At 64.1% G+C, this 23068-nt stretch carries 22 protein-coding genes and 1 pseudogene; 12 read left to right on the top strand and 11 right to left on the bottom strand.

What is annotated here, in order from left to right; all coding sequences use genetic code 11:
* Positions 1-32: 32 nt before the first annotated feature.
* From NN2_RS27300 to NN2_RS27290, 3 genes are read right to left on the bottom strand one after another with little or no spacing between them, the layout of a single operon-like run.
* Positions 33-239, bottom strand: a complete 207-nt coding sequence (locus tag NN2_RS27300) for a dihydrodiol dehydrogenase (protein WP_156511482.1) — start codon at positions 237-239, stop codon at positions 33-35.
* Positions 236-769, bottom strand: a complete 534-nt coding sequence (locus tag NN2_RS27295) for a 3-phenylpropionate/cinnamic acid dioxygenase subunit beta (RefSeq protein ID WP_063910890.1) — start codon at positions 767-769, stop codon at positions 236-238. Before NN2_RS27295 ends, NN2_RS27300 begins: the two co-directional genes overlap by 4 nt.
* Positions 766-2097: an aromatic ring-hydroxylating oxygenase subunit alpha gene (locus NN2_RS27290; RefSeq protein WP_245658883.1), complete on the bottom strand. Its 1332-nt coding sequence runs from the start codon at positions 2095-2097 to the stop codon at positions 766-768. Before NN2_RS27290 ends, NN2_RS27295 begins: the two co-directional genes overlap by 4 nt.
* 256 nt (positions 2098-2353) lie before the next feature.
* Here NN2_RS27290 and NN2_RS27285 point away from each other — a divergent pair, with 256 nt between their 5' ends.
* Positions 2354-4672, top strand: coding sequence for a helix-turn-helix transcriptional regulator (locus NN2_RS27285; RefSeq protein WP_063017124.1), 2319 nt, complete (start codon positions 2354-2356; stop codon positions 4670-4672).
* 15 nt (positions 4673-4687) lie between these two features.
* On the opposite strand, the gene NN2_RS27280 is transcribed toward NN2_RS27285, so the two are convergent.
* The 5 genes from NN2_RS27280 to NN2_RS27260 all read right to left on the bottom strand — a co-directional run bounded on the left by NN2_RS27280 (position 4688) and on the right by NN2_RS27260 (position 9379).
* The gene (locus NN2_RS27280; protein WP_063017122.1) at positions 4688-5497 is read right to left on the bottom strand and encodes a carbon-nitrogen hydrolase family protein; all 810 of its coding nucleotides are present in this window, start codon (positions 5495-5497) and stop codon (positions 4688-4690) included.
* A complete protein-coding gene (locus tag NN2_RS27275) occupies positions 5494-6654 on the bottom strand; it encodes an oxidoreductase (protein WP_063017120.1) in 1161 nt (386 codons plus the stop codon). Before NN2_RS27275 ends, NN2_RS27280 begins: the two co-directional genes overlap by 4 nt.
* Before the next feature lie 26 nt (positions 6655-6680).
* Positions 6681-7373, bottom strand: a complete 693-nt coding sequence (locus NN2_RS27270; protein ID WP_063017118.1) for a DUF2848 domain-containing protein — start codon at positions 7371-7373, stop codon at positions 6681-6683.
* Between the two features lie 65 nt (positions 7374-7438).
* The gene (locus NN2_RS27265; RefSeq protein ID WP_063017116.1) at positions 7439-8287 is read right to left on the bottom strand and encodes an IclR family transcriptional regulator; all 849 of its coding nucleotides are present in this window, start codon (positions 8285-8287) and stop codon (positions 7439-7441) included.
* A gap of 276 nt (positions 8288-8563) precedes the next feature.
* A complete protein-coding gene (locus NN2_RS27260; RefSeq protein ID WP_218022063.1) occupies positions 8564-9379 on the bottom strand; it encodes a 2-keto-4-pentenoate hydratase in 816 nt (271 codons plus the stop codon).
* 210 nt (positions 9380-9589) lie between these two features.
* Between NN2_RS27260 and NN2_RS27255 the strand changes: the two genes are divergently transcribed.
* The 10 genes from NN2_RS27255 (at position 9590) to NN2_RS27210 (ending at position 19267) form a co-directional block, all read left to right on the top strand.
* The gene (locus NN2_RS27255; protein ID WP_063017114.1) at positions 9590-10351 is read left to right on the top strand and encodes an alpha/beta fold hydrolase; all 762 of its coding nucleotides are present in this window, start codon (positions 9590-9592) and stop codon (positions 10349-10351) included.
* Positions 10348-10998 (top strand): pyroglutamyl-peptidase I, encoded by a 651-nt coding sequence (locus NN2_RS27250; protein WP_063017112.1) that lies wholly within the window; start codon positions 10348-10350, stop codon positions 10996-10998. Before NN2_RS27255 ends, NN2_RS27250 begins: the two co-directional genes overlap by 4 nt.
* Positions 10979-11869, top strand: coding sequence for an alpha/beta fold hydrolase (locus NN2_RS27245; RefSeq protein WP_245658877.1), 891 nt, complete (start codon positions 10979-10981; stop codon positions 11867-11869). The genes NN2_RS27250 and NN2_RS27245 overlap by 20 nt, the downstream gene beginning before the upstream one ends.
* Positions 11870-11991: 122 nt before the next feature.
* A complete protein-coding gene (locus NN2_RS27240; protein ID WP_063017108.1) occupies positions 11992-12912 on the top strand; it encodes a VOC family protein in 921 nt (306 codons plus the stop codon).
* Entirely contained in the window at positions 12909-14504 is a 1596-nt protein-coding gene (locus NN2_RS27235; RefSeq protein WP_082857303.1) for an FAD-dependent oxidoreductase, read from the top strand. Before NN2_RS27240 ends, NN2_RS27235 begins: the two co-directional genes overlap by 4 nt.
* 111 nt (positions 14505-14615) lie before the next feature.
* Positions 14616-15938, top strand: a complete 1323-nt coding sequence (locus NN2_RS27230; RefSeq protein WP_063017106.1) for an aromatic ring-hydroxylating oxygenase subunit alpha — start codon at positions 14616-14618, stop codon at positions 15936-15938.
* Complete coding sequence (locus NN2_RS27225) at positions 15938-16513, top strand: aromatic-ring-hydroxylating dioxygenase subunit beta (protein ID WP_063017104.1); 576 nt, start codon at positions 15938-15940, stop codon at positions 16511-16513. The genes NN2_RS27230 and NN2_RS27225 overlap by 1 nt, the downstream gene beginning before the upstream one ends.
* A 31-nt stretch (positions 16514-16544) precedes the next feature.
* Positions 16545-17717 (top strand): acyl-CoA dehydrogenase family protein, encoded by a 1173-nt coding sequence (locus NN2_RS27220; protein ID WP_063017102.1) that lies wholly within the window; start codon positions 16545-16547, stop codon positions 17715-17717.
* A 51-nt stretch (positions 17718-17768) separates the two neighbouring features.
* On the top strand, positions 17769-18659 hold the full coding sequence (locus NN2_RS27215) for a VOC family protein (RefSeq protein WP_063017100.1): 891 nt from the start codon (positions 17769-17771) through the stop codon (positions 18657-18659).
* Positions 18660-18664: 5 nt separating this feature from the next.
* Positions 18665-19267 (top strand): NADPH-dependent FMN reductase, encoded by a 603-nt coding sequence (locus tag NN2_RS27210; RefSeq protein ID WP_063017098.1) that lies wholly within the window; start codon positions 18665-18667, stop codon positions 19265-19267.
* 106 nt (positions 19268-19373) lie between these two features.
* On the opposite strand, the gene NN2_RS27205 is transcribed toward NN2_RS27210, so the two are convergent.
* A complete protein-coding gene (locus NN2_RS27205; protein WP_063017096.1) occupies positions 19374-20819 on the bottom strand; it encodes an amidase in 1446 nt (481 codons plus the stop codon).
* Between the two features lie 621 nt (positions 20820-21440).
* Here NN2_RS27205 and NN2_RS27195 point away from each other — a divergent pair.
* Positions 21441-21971 carry a hypothetical protein gene (locus NN2_RS27195; protein ID WP_063017092.1) on the top strand — a complete coding sequence of 177 codons (531 nt, stop codon included), beginning with the start codon at positions 21441-21443 and terminating at the stop codon, positions 21969-21971.
* A gap of 158 nt (positions 21972-22129) precedes the next feature.
* Here the strand turns inward: NN2_RS27195 and NN2_RS27190 are convergent, their stop codons facing one another.
* Entirely contained in the window at positions 22130-22309 is a 180-nt protein-coding gene (locus NN2_RS27190; protein WP_063017090.1) for a hypothetical protein, read from the bottom strand.
* Between the two features lie 25 nt (positions 22310-22334).
* Positions 22335-22565: pseudogene (locus NN2_RS38750) on the bottom strand (group II intron reverse transcriptase/maturase); the annotation flags it as partial.
* Positions 22566-23068: the final 503 nt, after the last annotated feature.

Here is a 23068-nt window from a genome sequence, read left to right as displayed (position 1 = left end):
GGGCCCCGCATCCGGGGCCGGAAGTGTGTGATTCAGGGGTTCACTGGGCCGATGGAGCCTTCGAGCATTCGAGTGAAGGCATCGCGGCTCTGCCAGGTGAGGGCTTCCAAGACGACCGGATCGAGTCGGATATCGGTGCCGCGACGGGGTGAGGCAATCTCGAGCCGTTCCCCGTTGCCGGTGTCGACGATGCGAAGGGTCACTTCGGCGAACTCGTTGCTCAGGCGTAGCGGTTTCACAGGAATATCCCGAGATTTGCGGTCACGAGTGTCGTATGCGCCAGATGGACCGTCCGAGCCGCGAGCTTCCATCCCTTCGGGCCTTTGTGCAGGACGTCGAAGCGCTCGCCGACGATGAGGTCGAATTCGACGCCATCGCCCTGACTGCGGTAGCACATGAAATTGCTTGCCACATCGAATTTTTCGGGGTCTTCATGGGTGGCGACCCGGATGTTGGTCACCAACCGCTGTGTTCGTGACGGCGGGTCCTCCGCGTATGCGTGTTCGGTGGCCAATCGCGAGACCCGCATTTTCATCGATGCGTAGGTCTCCTTCATGTGGAATCCCAGTGGAGAGAATTCCACGTCCCGTGATTCCGGTCCACGGGTGACGCGGATCGGCATGAGATAAATCAGTTCGGTGGAAAGGCAGTCGAGCCAGCGATCGAATTGCCGATGGTCGAGATACCCCGCTTCCCGGAACAGGAAGTCAGCGCATTCGTCGGCAATTTCCCGAGGCACACCGGTAGTGGATTCGGACGTCGTGGTCACCGGGGGCTCTCCTGTTCCGCGGCGCGATCCTCGGTTGACACCTCGCGCAGCCATCGCCGATAGAAGGCACGCTGGGGTGCTTCGCCCAGAGCGGAGGTGGTCGCCCGGCCTGGGAAACGCCATTGCGGGTCCTCGCCGTAGTCGCTCATACCGTCGAGGCCGAGTTGGAAGTTCAAGCGCATTCCGCTTTTTCGGGCGAAGACCGACTTGCCGGCTATCGGCGCGCCGGCCCAGGCGACCGGGTCGTCCTGTTCGAGGATGCCTGCGGGGCCGTGCATGCTCAGTCCGGCCACGTAGGCGTCCTCGTTGAACTGCTCCGGGGCGCTGTTCCAGCCGAGGGTCCAGTTCCAGTTCTCCATGGTGCCGAGCCCCACTGGCTGCATGAGCCGCAGATAGGTGAAGACCATCGGCGGAGCATCCGGATGGGGCGAGGCAGGAACTCGAATCAACCCGAGGTTGGGGAAGATGAGGAACGTTGTGGCGGAGTGGCTTTCGGCGAACAGGCGCTGATCGTTGGTGAGGTGGTCCAGCCGGAAGTTCTCGGCCACCTCGGGCGGGAAGCCGGTGCGATGCCACGGGGGAGGCAGGAAGCCGTCGTTGACGATCATTCCGTGTCCTTCATCGAAAAACACATGCCGGGATACGCCCTGAGGGCCGGCGCCGCCCGCTTCGATATTCGGGAACATCCCGACCTCTTCGGCCGAACGGTGAAGCGAAGGAACGTGATAGGCATCGGCCATGACGTTGTCCGCAGCCGATTTCCAGTTCGCAGGAACCCGCCAGCGGTGTGGTTCGCCGATCGCGCGCATGCCCTTCGGGTCCAGGCCCAACAGCACATCCAGATACCAGCGCATGCCACCCAGATACTCGTCGAGTGTCGGCGCGGCAGGATCCAGGCACGCGAAGATCAGTCCGTGCACCGAATCGACGTGTGGTGCGGCGACCAGCCCCCATGAGCCGGCGTCGAGGTGTTTGTACGCCTTCTTCCGGTACGGCGCACCGCTCCATTCACCGTTGTTCTTGAACAACCACGAGTGATAAGGGCAGCGGAAGTGGGAACTGTTCCCCTTTTCCACCCGACAGACCGGGCTGCCGCGATGTGTGCACTTGTTGAACAAGACGCGGACTTCACCGTCCTCGTCACGAACGACGATGAACTGGTCCTGGCCTATGTAGCGCAGGACATAGTCACCCGGCATGGGAATTTCCGACTCGTGAGCGACGAAACACCAGCATCGGGCGAAGATGCGATCCAGCTCATAGGAATAGAGCTCCGAGTCGTTGTAGATCCGTGGCGATACAATTCCTTGCTCCAGATCGCTGTCCACCGTGCGGAAGAATTTCGCGGCAGACCGTGATGTCGTGATTCGGCCGCCGGAATCGGATCTGATCATTTGATCGAACACGTGCTGTCTCCTCGTAGTGCATCCTGCGGAATTTTCGGTACGGTACGAGGCCCGCGCCGCGTTGCCAACGCACTCGGTCCGGATGCCGGAACGTCGCCGGAAGGCCGTGAAAGCGCCTGTTCTCCGGCGCTCGGATGGCTATTGTCGATGGCACCTATTGGAACGTCGAGGTGATTTGATGGCCGAGGCCGCCATTCCGCTCAGGATGCCGGGCCTTCCGGTGGAGATGAACAGTATCGTCGGGCGTACGGCCGAAACCGTGGAGGTGCGTCGGCTTCTGGCCGGATCGCGGCTGGTGACCTTGACCGGTCTTGGCGGTGTAGGCAAGACACGGCTCGCAGTGCACGTAGCGCGCATGGCGCAGCGTGGGTTCGCCGACGGAGTGGTGCTGGTCGAGCTCGCCGAGGTGGCAGGTCCTGATCTGGTGGCATTGTCCGTCGCGCAGGCATTGGGTGTCACCACCCATCAGCACGATGTGGTCGCCGCCCTGATCGACTATCTCCGCGGCAGGGAAATGCTCGTCATCCTCGACAATTGTGAACATGTGCTGGCCGAGAGCGCGGTGCTGACACGAAATCTGCTGTCCGCATGCGGGGATCTGCGGATCCTGGCCACCAGCCGGGAACCGTTGCGGGTGGCAGGTGAGCATGTCTTCGACGTGCAGCCGCTGTCGGTGCGGGCTCCGGGAACGAAAAAGGATGCCGGCGCCGCGGCTCGCTCGGAGGCGGTCACCCTGTTCGCCGAGCGGGCAGCGGCCGCAGCTCCCGGATTCGATGTCACAGCGGACAACGCCGAACAGATCGAGCAATTGTGCAGGCGCCTGGACGGTCTGCCGCTAGCGATCGAACTCGCGGCGGGCCGCATGCGGGCATTGTCCCCGCGTGAGTTGCTGCATCGTCTCGATGATCACTACCGGTTGCTCGGTGCCGGTGACCGCTCCGCCGCCCCGCGCCAGCAGTCGCTGTGGGCGACACTGGACTGGAGCTACGAATTATGTTCCGCGCGTGAACGATTGCTCTGGGAGCGGCTGTCGATATTCACCGGTCCGGTAAACCTGCAGGCCGCAGAATGTATCTGCAGCGGACCGGACCTGCCGCGCGCGTCGATCGTCGACGATATCGCGGCGCTGGTCGACAAATCTCTGCTGGCCCAGCAACCGAACGACGGCACACCGACCTATCGCATGCTGGAAACGGTTCGCGAGTACGGACTGCGCAAACTCCATGAGCGGATGGAAGGGCCCGACATCGTGGCCCGTTACCGCAGGTACTACCAGCGGCTGGCCCAAGAATTCGACGCCGAATGGTTCGGGCCCCGACAGGAGCAAATGGTCGAACGCATGCGTGGCGAGCACGCGAATCTCCAGGCTGTGCTCGATTCACTGCTCGCGGATCCTTCGGGCGGTCGCACCGCTCTGGGAATGGCTGCCGCGCTGTTCTGGTACTGGATCGGATGCGGTCGTCAACGAGAAGGCCGCCACTGGCTGGATCGCTGTCTGTCATCCGATCGCAGCCCCAGCTCCGAGCGTGCCGCGGCACTGTGGTCCAACGGCTATCTGGCGGTCGCGGAGGGCAAAGCAGTGGTTGCGCTGGAATTGTTGCGAAACAGCCAGGCGCTGGCCGAGGAACTGGGGGATTCGATGAACCTCGCGCATGCGACTCACTTTCGCGGTGTCGCTGAACACAATCTCGGAAATACGGCACTCGGCATGCAACTGATCGAGCAGGGGTCGGCCATGGAAGCCGCGGGCGGGCCGAGTCTGCTGCATGTGCTCGCCCTCGAGCAGCTGGGCTGGGCCTACTGCCGGAGGCAGGAGCCGGATCGAGCGCTGGAGGTCCTCGAACAGTGCCGCCAGGCGTGTATCGCGAAAGACGAACACTGGCTGCTGTCGTGGATTTCGACCTTTCTGGGGTTGGCGCGGTGGATGCGTGGCGAAAACGAGCAGGCAGGGACGCTGCTGCGGGACGCGCTGGCTGGCAAGCGTCCGTTCCATGACGCACTCGGAATCGCTGTGGTACTGGAAATGCTGTCCTGGGTGGCGGCAGACGACCACGACTACGTGCGGGCGGCTCGTCTGATGGGCGCGGCCCGCAGCGTATGGAAACAACTCGGCGACTATCCGGGCGGATTCGAACTCCGCGCCTGGGCCGAACGAGCCGCGGACACCGCACGAAACAGATTGGGTGCGAAAGTATTCGATGCGGAACTCACCGAGGGAGCTCGACTGGGCACCGAGCGGGCCATCGGCTACGCGCTCGGGGAGGAGGAGCCACAACGGGAGCCTCCCTCCTCCGAGGAGGTCTTGCTGGCGGGGCTGACACCACGCGAGACCGAAGTGGCGCGAATGCTGGCCGAGGGGAAGACGAACAAGCAGATCTCGCAGGCGCTGGTCGTCGCGCCGCGGACAGTGGAGACCCACGTCGAGCACATCTTCACCAAGCTGGGCGTGAACTCCCGGACTCAGGTAGCCGTGCTGCTCGCCGGTGTTCGCGGCTGACCGCGGCGCAGTCGCTCAACCCAGTGGCACGCGATTGGCGAGCACCCCTGTCGCTGCTCGCGCTCGGATCACCGAGTCGTGATCGATCTCGGTGACCAGCAGGCCGGGTTCGGCCCCGAGTCGGTGTGCGACACGACCGAGCGGGTCGACGGCGACCGAACATCCGATGCCGCTCGGAACCTTCGGGTTCACCGACAACCCGGTGGCGTCCGGGTCGGCCTGATCGCACCCGAGAATCCAGCACCCGGAGTCGAGCGCGCGCGCACGCACGAGGACCTCCCATTGCTCGAGCTTGCCCGGACCGGCGCCCCAGCAGGTAGGAAGGAGGACCGCGTCCGCGCCTCGGTCGGCCAGTTGCTGGAACAGCAGCGGAAAGCGAACGTCATAACAGATCGCCACACCCAGGACGACATCGTCCACAGTCACGGTGAGCTGTTCGGTTCCCGGCTCCACCGCGGCGGATTCGCGATGGCCGAAGGCGTCGTAGAGGTGGATCTTGTGATACCCCCGGTGATGCCCGAGCCCGGTGACCAGCACGGTGTTGCGGATTCGATCGCCCGCCGGTGTGAACATTCCCGCGACGACGAGAAGATTGTGCTCGTCGGCCATCTCGGCGACCGCGTCCGCCCAGGGGCCATCGAGCGGTTCGGCGTGGTCGGCGAGTGGACTACCGAACGAAACCATGGTCGCCTCGGGAAAGACGACCACGCGGGCACCGCGCGCGGCGGCCCGCAACACCCAGTCACTGATCTGTGCGAGGTTGTGTCCTGGATCATCGGTGGAATTGATCTGACAGAGCGCGATTCGGAGCTTCGAACCACTCATCGCCCGACCTGCTGCTCGGCTCGTGGAATCCATCCGGGACGGCTCAGCAGGTATCGCACCATGCGCGGAGGGATCGTCAAAGTGTCGGCGATTTCGGCGGGATCCGCAGGCAGCACGGTGCGAACCTGATGCGGTACACCGGCTTTGAGTTTATCGACCCATTCCGGGTCGATCAGTGCCGCGCGACCGACCGCGATCAGGTCGGCACCCGCGCTCATGGCCTCGGCCGCGTCGTCGGCCGTGCGAATACCGCCACTGGCGACCACCGCACAGCGGCCGGCCACCACATCGGCTATCGCCCGTATCGGATTGCGCGATTCGACGCGTGTTCGTGTTCTGGTCCAGTCCCGATCCTCGGGCTGGGGCGAATTCGCGCGGAAGTTGTCCATCGAAATGTGCACGTAGTCGACCCGCGCCCGGGCCAGCCGGTCGACGAGGCGAACGGAATCATCCAGTGTGTAACCGCCGGGCTCGGATTCGAACGGCGTCACCCGAAAGCCCAGTGTCACATGGGGTCCCACCGCATCGCGCACGGCGTCGGCGACGGCGAGGGGGAAGCGCATCCGGTCGATATCATCGCCACCCCACCGGTCTCGCCGCTGATTTGCCCGGGGTGAGAAGAACTGGTGAATGAGATAATGGTTGGCGCCATGGATTTCGATTCCGTCGAATCCCGCGCGCACTCCGAGCTCGGCGGCACGCGCGAAGCACGCCAGAAGGTCGATGATCTCGTTTTCCGTCAGCTCCCGGGGGACACGAGCGTTCGGCCGCGCTGAGGCAATGGCCGATGGCCCGCGAATGCCTCTCGGTCCCACGAGCTCCGGCAGCGCGATTCGTCCACCGTCATAGATCTGCAGAATCGCGAGTCCATCGCTTCCACGAGCTGCCTGGGCGACTGCGCGAAGACTGTCCAGCTGATCGGGACCAGTGGCTCCGATACCCTGCCACGAGCGGCCGTCGGCGTGGACGTAGGCACACGAGGTGATGGCGGCGCCGAATTCGGTGGCACCGCGGCGGGCAAGGTAGTTCAGTTCGGCCTCTGTCGCAGATCCTTCCGGTGTCGAGGCATCGGTGGTCATCGGCGCGAGGAGGAAGCGATTTCTCAATCTGGCACCGGATTCGAGGATCAACGGTGCCCAAGGGTCGGTAGCGTGCACGGTGGCTCCTGGTGCGGGATCGGCGGTCAGTCGATGGGTGCAGGGGTTCGGCGCACGGCATAGGCGAGCGCGATCGAACGCCCGAGCCGGTGGTCGGTGAGTTCGACACTCCACCCGGTGCCGAACTGATCGATTCCGGCGCGCATCGGAATCGTGCCGGACAACAGGACGGTGCCCGGACGCAGCAGTTCGCGGCTTCGCAGCTCTTCGACCCAGTACATCGGCGTCAGTAACTCCGCCAGGGTGCCCTGTTGAATCACCTGTCGTCCGGATTCGGTGTGCACCGCACCCGTCAGTGCGATGTCATCGATGTGATCGGCGATATCGGTCAATCGCCATGCGCGTCGCGCCAATACGTCGGGGGCGGCCTGTTTACTCCAGGCGACCCCGTGCTGTTCGAGCCGTCGATCGGTGTGATCGCAGGCGGCGGTCAGCAATAGGTCCTCGGGGTCCTCGCCGCTCACGACGAGGGCCCATTCAGCTTCCCCGGACGTGCGTTCGTGTTGCACGCACACTTCGTCGACCTGCATGGCCAGATAGGGCGAGACGGGATAGACGCACGGAATGCGTGTCGGTGCCGGCACGCCCAGTTCGGCCAGTTCGGCGACGTGTGCTGCGACATCGGCGCTGCTGCGGCCGGCGAATCCGGCGTTGAGCAGCGTTTCTATCGTTACCGGGATCTGCGTGTCGTCGGGTAGTTCGAAGGTCAAGCGGGGCATGGTGTCCTCTGCTGTGCGAGAATAGGGTGGATTGGAAAGTGCTGTGCGGCAACCACTTCGGTGGTTCAGCTGCTGAGTTGTTGCTGCCAGCTTGCTTGTTGCGCGAGCTGGGCGATGCCTGCGGCGGCTGCGCGGACCGCGGGGGCGGCCGCGGTGGGGCGGAAGCGCTGGACCGGGCCCGAGATCGATACCGCCGCAACGACGGCACCGGTCCAGGCGCGGATCGGGGCGGCGACGCAGGTCAGGCCGGGGCGGGTTTCCTGACGGTCGTAGGCGAGGCCGGAGACCCGGATTGTGTCCAGTTCCTTGGCCAGCCGGGTGGCCGAGGAGATACTCGATGACGTGGCCGGGCGGAGGTTGTCCGCGACTCGCGTGAGCACGTCGGTATCGGTGAACGCCAGAAGTGCTTTGCCGACAGCGGTATTCGTTGCGGGCAGGCGGGTGCCGACCTGTGCGGGGGAGTGGCCGCCCTGGTGTCCGTGGATCTTCTCGATGTAGAGGGTGTCGGTGCCGGCGAGGACACAGAGATTGACAGTTTCGTGCGTCATTTCGTAGAGGTCCAGCAGATGCGGGAGAGCCACTTGGCGAAGGTGCCTGGTTTCGGGATGCGTGGCGAGTGCGGCCAGCTCGGCCAGCCGGTTGCCTGGTGAGTACTCCGTTCCGCGTTTGGTGACCATCTCCCAGTCGACCAGAACCGACAGCAGTCGATGTGCTGTCGACTTCGGCAGCTGCGCGCGCCGCGCTATCTCGGACACACCCATGGTGAGGTTCTGTGGTCCGAAGCTGCTCAACAATGCGAGCGCTTTCGCAACCGAACTCGGCGACTCCTGATCGGGTCGATTCCATGGTCCGATGCCGCGGGCGGCATGAGGGGCGCTTGTGCCCAGAGTGGAGGGGAGGGAGGAGATGGACATGATTGCCTCTCGGTCGCCAGTGCCGACATGGTGGCGGCGGGCTGGGGCTGTCGACAAAAGGTGCGAGGTCGCGGCCGACCCGAACTCCGGATCGGTGTGCTGACGGTTTGTTCGCACATCGAAGCGGGTGTGGCCGGGATGTCGTCTCGTGATGGCCGGCGGGTGCGCCTCGTGACCGAGGTTAGGGCGATGGTGTCCGGCGTCACATCGGGAGAACGCCCGAGGGGGCTACCTATTTGTCGGTCTCGGGGTGGCCGGGTGACCGGAAGCAGCTGTTCAACAGTGCAATCCGAGCGACCCCAAGTGTGTGAATTGGGCGGTCACGGTGGTTCCGGGTGGTACCGCGACCGCATCGGTCAAGGCGCCGGTCATGACGATCCAGCCGGCCTCGAGTGCGTGTCCGCGGCGCCCGAGCGAGTTGGCGGCCAGCGCGAGTGCCTGCGCCGGGTGTCCTTGGACCGCTGCGCCGAGCCCGCTGGCGGCGGTTTCACCGTTGAGGTCGAGCAGGCAACCCTCGAGCGCGAGATTCAGCGTCGTGGGATCGATTCCGATCGGTCCTGTCGAGAAATACGCCGCCGACGCGTTGTCTGCGATCACATCCGGAAGAGTGAAGCGGAAGTCCACATAACGACTGTCGATTATCTCCAGGCCGGCGTACACCCGGTCGACCGCTGCGAGGGCGGTGGCCGCGGTGACTCCGGGGCCTGCCAGGCGGCGTCCCAGCACGAAGGTGATTTCGGGTTCGATCCTGGGGTGGATGAGCCGATCGTGAGGCAGGGGCGCACCCGGAGGTAACGTCATCGCGTCGGTCAGCCAGGCAGTGAGGGGGGCGGACACTCCCATCTGGCGCTGCTTGGCCGATGACGTCAGCCCGAGCTTCACTCCGACCACCGTTTCGCCGCGTTCGATTCGCTGACTCAGTGCCTCGTCCTGGACCAGGTAAGCCAGGTCGATATCCAATTCCGGGTGATCAGCGGTGAGCGGTGCACGCGCCGCGCGTCCCGCAGCGGCCGAGAGTAGGTCGGCCGCCATGGATTCGACCGATCTCGGCTGTTCCGTTTTGCGTACCGGTCCGCAGGGTTTCACATCCATCTCTGCTCCTCGCGTCGTCGAAACTCGATGCGGGGCTAACCCTGGCCGGAGACGAGAGACCGCGGAACCACTGCGGTCCGCCCCCCGGAACAGGAGGTGCGGGCGAGTGGCAGTGCTTGCCGCCCAGCGGAACATCGCCGTTGCCGTGCGGATGCGTGGCCGCCACGCTGCTGTCTCGACAAACAGCTCTGCAGTGGAAAGGAATTGCCGATGGCGACTATGACGATCGACGGGGTCGAGCTGTACTACGAGGATCACGGTGCGGGTGAGCCGCTGTTGCTGATTCACGGAGCCGCCGCCTCTGGCCGATGGTTCGGCGATGTGGTGGCTCAGCTGGCGCGGGTGTGCCGGGTGATCGTGCCGGATCTGCGGGGGCTCGGCCGCAGTCAGCGCGTCGAGCCGTTGGACCAGCCCCGGAGATGGGTGGCTGATCTGTGGCACTTGCTCGATGAGCTCGATCTCGACGACGTCCATCTTGCCGGAGTATCGCTGGGATCGCGTATCGCCGGTCGTTTGGTTCTCGAACAGCCGGACCGCGTTCGGACCCTCACCGTGGATGCGCCGATCATCGGACTGAGCAACAGCGGAAACACGTCACTGAATACCGTGTTCACCGAGATCGATCCCGACAGCGCGCAAGCTCGTGAGTGGCACACGCTGCACGGCGACGACTGGCGCGACGCCGTAGATTTCTATGCTCGCACACGCGCCACCCCGCAGTTTCAGCAGTACTTCACGCTGCGGCCTCACCTCGGCGAGCTCAGTGTGCCCACGCTGGTTTGCCGCGGTGACCACGACGATGCGATACATCCGGTCGACGATGCGTTCGTCTGGCATAAGCAGGCACCGGACACGCGGCTGTTCATCGCACCCGGCCTCACTCAATCGTCGGTGATGCTCGAACGCCCCGAACAGTTCGTCACGGAATTCGCCACGTTCCTGGCCCAGTTCACCTCCGCACGGCCGGCATGATCAGAGCACTCGTCACGGGGTTCGGCAGTTACACACAGGAAACCGACAATCCCAGTGGTGCGCTTGCGCAGCTCCTCGACGGACAGACCTTCGATAAGATCGAGGTCGTGGGCCGGGTTCTTCCGGTCGACACCATCGCGGTCCGGGAGGTGCTGACCGCCACGATCGACGCGATCCGGCCGAAAGTCATCGTCGCCACCGGGGTAGCCCCAGGGCGCGCCGCACCGGCGCTCGAGCGCGTCGCGATCAATGTGCGCGACTTCCCGATCCCGGACAACCAAGGCCAGGAACCGATCGATGAACCCGTCGAATTGGACGGGGCCGCAGCCTATCTGAGTACATTGCCGAACAAGGCGATCCTCCGTGCCTGGCGCGAAGCGGGTATTCCGGGTTACCTGTCCAACACCGCGGGCACCTATCTGTGCAATCAGACGTTCTATCTCGCCCGCATGCTGTCCGAACACACCGATGCTCGCACCGGCTTCGTGCATATTCCCGTGACACCGAATCGCGCAGCGCAGTCCGCGATGCCGCCGGCACCGTCGATGACGCTCGCTCAACTCGAACGGGCGGTGCGATTGGTCGTATCGGTCGCTGCCCGACACCGCGGCCCGGATCTACGCATCGGTGGCGGTGCGATCAGCTGACCTTCCAGTCTGGAGGAACCCCGAGATGTCTTTGCTCTCAGAACAATCCAGCGAGCGAATGCTCGAAGTGGACGGCAGCGCTGTCCACTTTCACGACGTCGGATCCGGGCCGCCCGTGGTCATCCAGCAGGCGTTCGGCCCATTGCCGGGCACCACCGCTTGGCTGACGTACCATCGCATTCTCGCGGACTTGGCGACAAATTACCGATGTATTCTGCTGGACTACCCGAACTTCGGGCGCAGCGCACCGCGCGAATTTCACGAACCCGTGCACGACTTGTATGTACGCAATACAGTCGCCGTCCTCGATGAACTCGGATTGGACTCCGTCACTGTGCTGGGCGTTTCCACCGGCGGGACGGTCGCACTCGATATGGCGATAACCGTGCCGGATCGTGTGGATCGTCTCGTCATCGGAGGATGCAGTGCCTCCACAGGCGGCGACCCGTACCTGCTGTCACCGGCGCCGACCGAAGTCGGGCGTCTGTTCGAGGAATGCCAGTCCGGCGCACCGGACCAGCGGGCGATCGCACGATTGTTGCGTGCCATCGTCTATGACGATGAATTGATCGGCGACGAACTCGTCGCCGACTACTACCGCTGGCGACTGCGCGAACCTGAGCATGCGGATGCTTGGGCGCGGTCGACGATCGTCGCTCGCGACAATTTGGCGGAGCTGTCATCGGTTGCGGCTCCCACCCTCATCGTGCACGGCCGCTACGACCGCATGGTGCCGCTGGAGGGTGCGCTGCTGTTGCTCGGCCGCATTCCCACGGCCGATCTGGTCGTTTTGAACAACTGCGGACATTGGCCCCCGTTCGAGCGACCGCGTGAATTCCTCACAGCCGTGCGGACATTTCTGGCGTCGTGAACAAAGCCGTGTTCCAGCAGGTGGATCGCACCCGTTGTGGATGGGACCGAGCATCACCGAAGCTGCGTTTCACGCCAGGGCGAAGTATCCCTCGGCGTACTAATCAGGAAGGTATCGCGATCATGACTGAAGTTGTCGGGCTGGGCTACGTCGGCCTCTACGCGACGGATCTGCAGGCCTGGCGCACGTACGGTACCGAGGTCCTCGGGCTGCAGGAAGTGTCGGCAACGGAAAGCTGTGACGAAACGGTCCTGCTGCGGGCAGACGAACAAGCCTGGCGGTTCGCGATCCATCGCGGTCCCGCGGGCGGCGCGGCCTACATCGGGTGGGAGGTGACCGACCGGAACGCACTCGACACCCTCGCCGAGCGTCTCAGCGCAGCCGGTGTGGCGGTCGCCGAGGACGCCGCATGCGCCGCTGTGCGTGGGGTGGAGGGACTGCTGCACTGCACCGATCCCGACGGCCACCGCCTCGAGTTCTTCTACGGTGCCCGCATCCCCAAGCAGCCGTTCCTGTCGCCGCGTGGAAATCGTTTCGTCACAGGCGATCTCGGTCTCGGGCACGTGTTCTTCTTCGTCACCGACCTGGCCTCGGCGAAGCAGTTCTACCTCGAGACTTTGGGCTTCCGGCTCAGCGACACCATCGAATTCCATGGACGTCAGGTGCATTTCCTGCACGTGAATCCGCGTCATCACAGCTTGGCATTCGTTCAGAACAACGAATTGGCGCCTGCACTGGGCCATTTCATGCTCGAAGTGACCGACATCGACGCGGTGGGCCGGACGCTGGACGAGGTCGAAAATCGTGGCGTGCCGTTGACCGAGACTCTCGGCCGGCACACCAACGATCTGGCGATCTCCTTCTTTATGGCAAATCCATCTGGCTCCGAAGTCGAATTCGGCTACGACGGAAGACTCGTCGACGACGCGACCTGGCGGGTGTCGAGCTACGACGCGACGAGTGTATGGGGCCATCACCGTGAGAGGACCGCCTCCATGCATCCGGGAACTACCACGGCCGATGCGACCGAAGGTGCGAAATGACCGAAACCTATGCGGTAATCGGTGCGAGCCTGGCGGGCGCCCGAGCCGTCGAGACGCTGCGTGCAGAGGGGTTCGACGGTCGCATCGTCCTGATCGGCGCGGAACACCATCTGCCCTACGACCGGCCACCGCTGTCCAAAGAGGTGATCACCGGCCGGAAACAGCCACACGAGACGCTGATCCATCCGGCCCGGTTCTACTCCGACAACGACATCGAACTACTCCTGGGAACCCGAGCCACGCGCATCGATACCGCCACCCGCACCGTCGAACTCGACAGCGGCGCAGCCCTCACCGTCGACAAACTCCTACTGTGCACGGGTACCGCACCGCGCCGGCCCGACATCGCAGGCCTGCAGCTGGACGGAGTGCATTTCCTTCGCACGATGGAGGATTCGATCGCGATCCGCGACCGGCTGGCTCACGGTGGGTCCCTTGTCGTAGTGGGTGGCGGGTTGATCGGTATGGAGCTGGCCGCCGCCGCGGTGGCGCTGGGTGCGGCGGTCACTGTGCTCGAGCGCGACAGCGGGGTGCTGCGGCGCGTGCTCGGCGAACAGGTAGGCGACCGCCTCGCCCGCTGGCACGCCGACCGCGGAGTGTGTATCCGGACCGGTGCCGAGGTCGAGCGGATCGAGGGCGATCATCGGGTGCGCCGGGTATGCACCACAGACGGATTCACCGCTGAGGCCGATGTGGTCGTGATCGGCATCGGCGTCGCACCCGCCACCGGGCTCGCCGATGACTGCGGAATCGCAATCGGCAACGGGGTGATCGTGGACGAATACTGCCGAAGCTCGGTCCCCGGGATCTATGCCGCCGGCGATATCGCTGAACACCCGGATCATCTCCTGCGCGAGAGCATTCGGCTCGAACACTGGCAGAACGCACAGAACCAGGCCATCGCAGCGGCTCGATCCATGGCGGGAAATGCACGACCCTACCGCGAGGTGCCGTGGTTCTGGTCCGATCAAGGGGACACCAATATCCAAGTGGCCGGGCACCCGCGCAGTGGCGATCGAACGGTGTGGCGGGGTGATCCGGAATCCCTGGAGTTCAGCGCATTCCATCTACGTGATGGCCAACTTGTGGGTGCCGTTTCGGTCAACCGGCGCCGCGACGTTCGTCTCGCGATGCCCCTGATCAGTCAGCGGACGCGGCCGGAACCGGCACTGCTGGCAGATCCATCCGTCGACCTTCGCAGTGTCGTCGACGGCACTGCCCCGGCCCCGACCCCCGTAGCGGTCAGGAGGAAAACAGAGATGACAACGACAAAGAAGTCGGAAAACCTTGTTCGGGTCTGCGCGATCGCGGAACTGAGCCCCGGCAACGTGACTCGGGTCGATACCCAGCCGCCCATCGCCGTATACAACATCGACGGCGAATTCTATGCGACGGCCGACTGGTGTTCCCACGACAAATCTTCACTGGCCGACGAGGGCTTCATCGAGGACGGCCAGATCGAATGTGGCTGGCATTTCGCGAAATTCTGTATCAAGACCGGGGCAGTGACGGCGCCACCCGCGTCGACGCCACTGCGCACCTACGCGGTCGAAGTCCACGACGATGCCATCTATGTCGCTGTACCGGACTGAAATTGTGTTCCGAGGCTCAGAACAGCACGTGGACCGCGGATCCGCTCACTGCTTAGCTTGACCACAGACTTCTGAACCGAAATATCGTTCTCGAAATGAAGGGAGATAGTCATGTCCGTCGACGCTGATTATCTGCGTTCGCTGGTGAATTGGGAAGAGGGCAGCATCGGCCCGGACATCTTCATCAGCGATGAAATCTACAAACTGGAACAGGAACGTATATTCGGGCGATCCTGGCTGTTTCTGGCCCACGACAGCATGATCCCCAACCCGCACGACTTCTTCGCAACCTACATGGGTGGAGATCCGGTGCTGGTGGTGCGCCAACCCGACGGCAGCGTCAAGGCGTTCCTCAACGTCTGCCGTCATCGCGGAATGCGGGTGTGCCGAGCGGAGGAGGGAAATACGCGCTCGTTCATGTGCACCTACCACGGCTGGACCTACGACAGCGCCGGCAAGTTGGTCGGTGTCCCCAATCTCGAAGACGCCTACTTCAACAAGCTCTCGCTCGACGACAACGGGCTCGTGCAGGTGGCGCAGGTCGACAGCTACAAGGGATTGATCTTCGGGAACTTCGATCCCGCGGCCCCGCCTCTGCAGGAGTACCTCGGTGATCTGAAGTACTACATCGACGGGTGGGTCGACCACGCCGAGGGCGGCATCGAAGTCCTGCCGGGGGCGATCAAATGGACGATCAACGCCAACTGGAAGCTGGCCGCCGAGCAGTTCGCCGGTGATACGTATCATGCCACGACGAGCCACCTTTCGTCGTTGCTGTCCTTCGGCCCAGGATTCGAGGCGAAGGACGGTGCGCACGTATCACTGCGCGAAGGGCACGGCGAGAGCTTCCTGTTCGAGCGACACACACGGTTCGCCGACGACCCGCTCGGGCAATACAACGAGCGCAAACGCAGGATTGCCCGCGAACGGGTCGGCGACCGGGCCGACATGGTCGCCAATTTCAATGCCTTTCCGAACTTCGCCGGCCTGCCCGGATCGGCCAACCTGCGAGTATGGCACCCCAAGGGGCCGGGCAAGTTCGAAATCTGGTCGTTCACCGTCGTAGAGAAGGACGCGCCCGAGGAAGCCAGACGCGCACAACAGATTTCGGCGTCCTTCACCGAGGGCGCAGCCGGTGTCGTGGAGACCGACGACGGCGAGAACTGGGGCATGATCGGCGGAATTCTCGAACAGGGCTACCAGGCGCGGAAGATGGCCTGGAACTACGAAATGGGTTTGGGTACCGCCACAGTCCATCCCGAGTTTCCCGGCGAGTACTTCGACTCCTTCTTCGGTGAGGCGGGACAGCGCGGTTTCTACCGGCGTTGGCTGGAGTTCATGACAACCGAGGCATGGCCGGCCATTCCGGCCGCCGAACGTGCGCGCACGTCGGCCGCGCCGGTCGCCACTGCGAGCGAAGCGGGTGGTCGGTGATGACAATCGGACAGCCTGTAGCCTCGCCGGACGCACAGCTACTGGATCGGATGGTGCTGCAGTACCGGATCGAACAGTTCCTCTATCGGGAATCCCGGCTCCTGGACCGATGGCAGTGGGGGAGTTGGCTGGAACTGTGCGCCGAGGACATCCTCTACTGGATGCCGATCCGCAAGAACCGGCTGCGCCGCCAGCGAGATCAGGACGAACTGCCACACGGCATCGAAATGGCCCACTTTTACGACAATTTCGATTCGTTGCGGATGCGGGTCGATCAGATGCACTCCGGCACCGACTGGGCCGAGGATCCGCCGTCGCGTTGTCGCCATCTGATCTCGAATGTGTCGGTGACGCCGCGCGACGAGATCACCTCGGCTGCGGGTGGGTTCGCCGAGTTCGACGTCGTATCCAACTTCGTGCTCTATCGCAACCGGTTGGAATCGGAGACCGACATCTGGGCCGGCGAGCGACGCGACGTACTGCGCCTGGTCGATGGCGATTTCAAGATCGCGAAACGCACGATCCTGCTCGACCAGAACGTGGTGCAGTCCAAGAACCTCAGCGTGCTGTTCTAGCTCGCGTCGATCACGAAGGAGACGAATTTCCATGGTAGTCACCGATATCGACAGTGCCGCCGAGGTGACGCTGCACCGGCAGCTGATCGAGCGCGCCCGAGCGCTCACACCGCGGGTGCGTGAGCTGGCCCCCGTGACCGAGGAATTGCGCGCGGTACCGCGCGAACTGATCGACGACATCGTCGCTGCCGGCCTGGGCGGCCGCATACTGGCGCCGCGCCGATTCGGCGGAGACGAACTGTCGCTGGACACCATGTACGCGGTGTCGGTGGAACTCGGCCGGGGGTGCGCCTCGACGGCCTGGTGTGCCGCGTTGCTACCTCATGACGCGCACATGGTCGGCTTCTTCCCGCAGGAGGCGCAGGAGGCCGTGTGGGCGCAGGGGCCGGATGCCTGCGTTGCCGCTTCTCTGGCGCCGGCGGCCACGGTCGAGAAGGTCGACGGTGGATATCGTTTGACCGGCCGGCACGGCTTCGCCAGCGGGGTGGACCATGCCTCATGGGTGGTCGTGAGCGGGTTGATCAAGGATGGCGGCCCGCCGGCCAATCACCACTTCCTCGTACCGCGCGGGGACTACGTTATCGATGACGACTGGTATGCCGCCGGTATGCGCGGCACCGGAAGTAAAACAATCGTGGTCGAGGACATCTTCGTGCCTGACGGGTTCGTCCTGCCGGCATCGGCGCTGGTGGCCGGAGACGGTCCCGGCTCGGAGATGAACACCGGACCGCTGTATCGACAGCCGCTCGCGGTGCACGCCGGTCTCACGTTTCTCGGACCGATGATGGGCACAGCATCCGACGCCTACGACCATTTCGTCGAGTGGGCGCGCGGGCGAGCGCAGACCGCGAACTCCGAGATCGTGCAGGAGGCAGTCGCGATGACAGCCGCCGACCTCGACGCAGCGGAGCTGTTCGTGCAGCGAGTACTCACATCGGTTCGTTCCGGCCAGCGCCTCGAGCTGGCCGATCGCGCATCCATTCTGCGCGACTACAACCGCGCCGCCGAACTGCTCGTGAATGCCGTCGACCGGCTGTTCGCCCTCAGCGGTACCTCAGGGTTCAAGGAGAGCAGCCCTATGCAGCAGAAGTGGCGCGACATCCACATGATGGCCAGCCACGTCTCCTTCACACGGGCCAATTTCCAGCACTACGGCCGCATGGTGCTCGGACTCGACCGCGATTCGAAACTGGTCGTGTACTGAACGCGCGGCACACCTCACCTCGATCCACCGGACTCGGAAAGAAGCAGATCAATGGCCGCAGTCAGCCAACTCAGTTATGTCGTGGGGACGTCCAGCGATGTCCCGGGATGGAAACAGTACGCGACCGAAGTTCTCGGCCTCGAGATCTCGCGCGACAGCGATGACAACCTGCTCTACGTTCGTGCCGACGACCGCCACCATCGGATCGGGGTCCGGGCCGGGCACGACGAAGACGTGGCATATGTGGGGTGGGACGTCAGCTCGAAGGAGGCGCTGGAGGCGGCGGCACGTCGGCTGGAGGCGGCCGGTATCGCGGTGATCGCGGGCACGCCGGAAGAGGCCGCAGACCGTCGCGTGATGGAATTCGTGCACTTCACCTGCCCGTACTCGGGAGTCCGAATGGAGCTGGCGCTAGGACACGAGAAGGTGTTCATGCCGCGGTTTCGGCCCTCACGTGACCTGGCCGGCTTCAACATGGGAGAAACGGGGATGGGGCACGTCGTGCTCTATGCCGCCGATATCCTCGGAGCTGCCGAATTCTACTCACGCGTATTGGGTTTCGGTGTCAGCGACTTCGCGCATATCCCCAAAGTCGGACCGTTCGCAGTGTTTCTGCACTGCAACACGCGCCACCATTCGTTGGCATTCATGAACATTCCGGGCGCCCCGCGTCGAATCCAGCACGTCATGTTCGAGACGATCAGCATCGATGATGTCGGCCACAGCTACGATCTGTGCCTCGAACGCGGCATCACCAGCACCTCGACCGGCCGGCATCAGAACGACCATGTCTTCTCGTTCTACTTCCGCAATCCCTCGGGCTGGCATTTCGAATACGGCTGGGGTCCGCGATCCGTCGAGCCGGAAACGTGGACCGCCGAAAACTATTCTCTCGGTTCGGGTTTCGCCTGGGGCCACGACGGCTTGATGAAGATGGTGTAATCGCTATGTCCCGAAACCACCAGCTATCGATCGTCGGCCTCGGCGGCACCCTGCGCGCCGCGTCATCGACGGAATCGGCACTCCGGCATGCGTTGGACGCGGCGGCCACACACGGTGCGCACACCGAACTGTTCGACGGTTCCGTCCTTGCGCGGCTGCCGATGTACGACCCGGACGCTACGCGAGGCGCAGACGCTCGCCGACTGGTCGACGCACTACGCACTGCCGATGGCGTCATTATCGCCTCCCCGGGGTATCACGGCTCGGTGTCGGGTCTGGTGAAAAACGCACTCGACTACGTGGAAGACCTTCGGGAGGACCGCAACCCGTACCTGACCGGCCGGGCCGTCGGCTGCGTTACCACCGCCTACGGCTGGCAGGCGGCGGTAACGACGTTGCAGACCCTGCGCAGCATCGTGCACGCACTGCGTGGTTGGCCCACACCACTCGGCGCCGCGATCAACTCGGCCACGAGCCGAATTGCCTACGGGCACAGACTCGACGACCACATCGAGTTCCAGCTGCAAACCGTCGGCCGTGAGGTGTGCATGCTCAGCGGAATGATGGACGAAAACCGGGCGGCGCTAGTGACGAACAGGCCCAGTTGACCGCTCGCCTGCCGGCACTTCCCGGATCGGCCCCACGTGGGGCCGATCCGGGACTTTTGCCGTTGGTGTGGCAGTTGGCGCACCTCGCCCGCAATGTCCGGCGGGTTCAGAATGCCGGTGGCCGGCGGAATCCGCCGACCACGTCGGCGAGGCATCGTACGAACTGGACCGCTGTGCGGTCGTGCAAGTAGGGCGCGATCACCTGGATGCCGACCGGTAGTCCGTTCCGGGTCGCGCCGATCGGCGCCACCGCTGCGGGCAGATGGTTGAGAGCGGAAGGTGCCATCCAGGTGAGCATCTCGCGATACGGCCGATCCGAGCCGTCGACGGGCAGTGTCCGGACCGACCAGCCCGGGTCGGGCCGTTGATCGTGGGCAAAAGCAGCCGTGGGACTCACCGGGCACAGCAGGACGTCGATGTCGTGGAAGAACTCGGCCCACCGGCGCCGGGAGCGTTGCCGACGTTCGTCGAGGGTATGCCAGTCGCGGAAGCGGATGGTCAGATCCGAGGCGAACCCTGCGGTGGTATCCGCGGCGGCGAGATCCACCAGCGCGGCATACGACTCATCCGGCTCGATCAGGCCGCTTTGCGCCATCAGTAACGGTTCGTAGAGGGCCATCGTCTCCTCGAGCCTGACCGGACCGCCACTCTCGACAACCAGGGCACCCGCCGCGCGCACCGCGCCCACGGCCTCCGTCATGATCGCGACGAGCTCGCTGTCGACCGAACAAAACGGATCGTCGAGCCATGCTGCAACTCGAAAACCGCGCAGACTACTTGATCTGGGGGCAGGCAAGTCCAGCCGCCATGCCGGGGCGCGCTCGTGGTCCGGTGCTGCGAGGACGTCGAGGCTGAGATCGAGATCGTCGGCGTGCCGGCCGAGCGGGCCCAGTACCGCCATGTCGAACTCCGCCAGCGTCCCGGGCGCATGCCCGGAAACGCTGCCGTATCTCGGAACAATGCCGTACGACGGTCGGAGCCCGTAGACGCCGCAGAAATGCGCCGGCACCCGAATCGAGCCCGCAGTGTCGCCGCCGAGTTCGAGGCCGGTCAATCCCGCGGCGAGGGCAGCCGCCGATCCGCCGGAGGAACCACCGGGACCCCGGCTTCTGTCCCACGGATTGACGGTGGTTCCGTACACGTCGTTGTAGGTTTGCCAGTCCCGAGCGTCTTCGGGCAAATTGGACTTGCCGAAGACGATCGCGCCGGCGTTCTTGAGTCGTGTGACAGCCTCGGCGTCACTGGTCGAGACATGATGGCCCCAGCGGGCCGAACCTCCGGTCGTCCGCATACCCGCCGCTTCGAGGCTGTCCTTCACCGTCACCGGCACGCCATGCAGAGGTCCGAGCGGTTCGCCGCGGGATACAGCGCGGTCGGCCGCACGCGCCGCAGCTGCGGCCCCTTCCTTGTCCAGCGCGACGATAGCGTTTACCTCGGGATTGAACCGCTGCACGCGTTCGAGAAAATAGTCGAGCAGCTCGACACTCGATATTTCTTTCGCTGCGACAGCGGCAGCAAGCTCGCGTGCCGAGCGGAACGCCAAGTCGGACATGGGGCCTCCAGATACTGAACTGAACGACGGTGATGCCACCGTCGGGGGAGCGGTTCAGAATTGCCGAAGCACCAGCCCACACACCATCGCGTTGTTCCGCCTGACGAGACGCTCGTAACGGCCACGCCCGTACCGTGCCGAACAGCCCGACGGCCTCTTCACGCACGGCTGTCGTCTTCCTAACCACAATCGGTTCCGGCCAACCGAAGGGGAAGTTGCAGGTGGATTGGAGGTTTGGCCGGCGCCGTGGGCGACGACCTACGCCATATCGATCCTGCCGGGATGGCTGATCGGCGAAGCTGGTGTGGATTTCGCGTTGCCGGCCATCCTTTCCTCGGCGACAGCCGACCTGTAGCCTGCGCAATCCGCGACGGGCAGCGCGTTCGCCAACATGAGCCGCCAAATCGGCACCGCACTCGGAGTCAGCATCCTCGGCACACCGAGCGGCTACGACATGGCTCACAACGGATTCCAACACGCCTGGTGGTTCCTCGCCTGCGCCGCAACGGTTGGCGTCGCCACTGCACTGGGCGTGTCCCGGGCGGCTGAACACGATGCCGCGCACCTCGGGGTGAGGATGCGCTCCGACTCCGGGTACTGATGTAGTGATAGGAAGTGGTTATGAACAGTGCGCAGCTGCGAGCGGCGTTGGCGGTACTCGGCATCGATTCCGACCACATCTCATCTCGAGCGGCGAACTCAGCGGATGTCGGTCTGCCCGATATCGAACGAGCGATGTTGGCGGGCCTGCTGTATCGAGTTGCCGGAACTGCCCTACGCCAGGCCATCACCGAGAACGGGGAAGTATCGCGGATAGAAGCGCGCGGGGCGGCCGCTGTTCCGCGCGCTCCCTGGTTCGACGGTGAAGATCCGATCGAGCAAACGGTTTTCGAGGCGTTCTGGCTTGTCAGCCGCGTGAACCACATGCAGACCGAGTCCGCGCGGACCCGGCGCACACTGATACTGGAAGCAGCACGGCGCGCCGCCGCGGCGACCAAAGATCTACTCCGGCTTCATCATTCCCTCCTGCGCAAACATCGAATCGAATCCGGCGATCGGGAATGGCCAATCGTACTCCGTCATCTCGAACAGGCACACGCACTGACGGCGAACGCGGCCTCTGCGGCCGACCCGCAGCCTGTCAGGCGATAACAAAGCACTGTGGATACCGCTGGAAGTGGGTTCCCTGGTCAAGAAGTCGGCAGATACCACGTTCTTGAGCCGCAGTGGCTGTCGGTATCAGACGGGCGCAAGTCGTCACCATGACAGCGAAGGGTGGACCGAATGCGGGAGGGAAGTTGGACTGCCCGCTACGCGGCCGGAACCTCCGCCGCCTCACCGACGACAGGCGTCGGCTTCGCGAACCCCGGCAGGAATCGGTTCACCGCAGGGATCATCACATGGATCAGCGGACCGATTCCGAAGGCGTACACCAGTGTTCCGATTCCGGCGCTGCCGCCGAGAATCAACCCCTTTAGCAACACCGTCATCTCTATCGCCGTACGCACCACCCACCCGGCGTTTCGGACGGAAACCGTAAGAACACGGCTGAAAATCCGCCTCGAAGATCGGCTCGAGCACCAGTTTCAACGCGGCCTGCACGACCCGGTCCGCGGTCGTCGGAATTCCTAGACGCCGGATCTTGCCCGACGTCTTGGGGATCGCCTTCTCCCGCACCCGTTGAGGGGCAAACCGGTTCGCCTTCAACTCTTCTCGAAGATGTCTCAGTAACTCCTCGGCACCGAGGCCGCCGGTTGCTGTTTGTTGCTGTTTGTGAACCTGTGACGTCCTGTGGACGTCCTGATGCAGACGTCGTTTTGCCCACGTCCAGTGCTATTTTCGAGATGTTTCGCGCCGACAGGTGAACCGTCCGTCGGGGTCGATTCGCCGTTTTGACCGCTTTGGCTGGCGCGCAATGTTGCGCTACGAATATATGCGCATCTAAACATTAGTTGTCACTGTGTTGCGCACGTAGTCAACGTGCGGCGGCGGGTCGGGTGAGTCTGCACCGTGGGCAGCTATACGAGGGATCTGCTTGGTTGTCGCTGTGGCGCCGTTGCTTCGGCGGGTGCCGCGGGAGGATGAGCCAGTCCACCCGTCTTTGACCGTTGTGTCCCGAGGGGGCATTCGGGTTTCGGGTGTGCTGGTGGTTGGTGTCGGGCCCGAATCGTCGATTTTGTGTGGCGCGTCGGGCTGGCGGAGCAGACGGCTGCCGTTGGACCGAGCATGGCCGCCGATGAATCGGCGGG

Source organism: Nocardia nova NBRC 15556, from assembly GCF_001613005.1.
GTDB lineage: Bacteria > Actinomycetota > Actinomycetes > Mycobacteriales > Mycobacteriaceae > Nocardia > Nocardia nova.
Note: the sequence above shows the minus strand (reverse complement) of the source record. Positions and strands in the feature narration are given on the sequence as shown.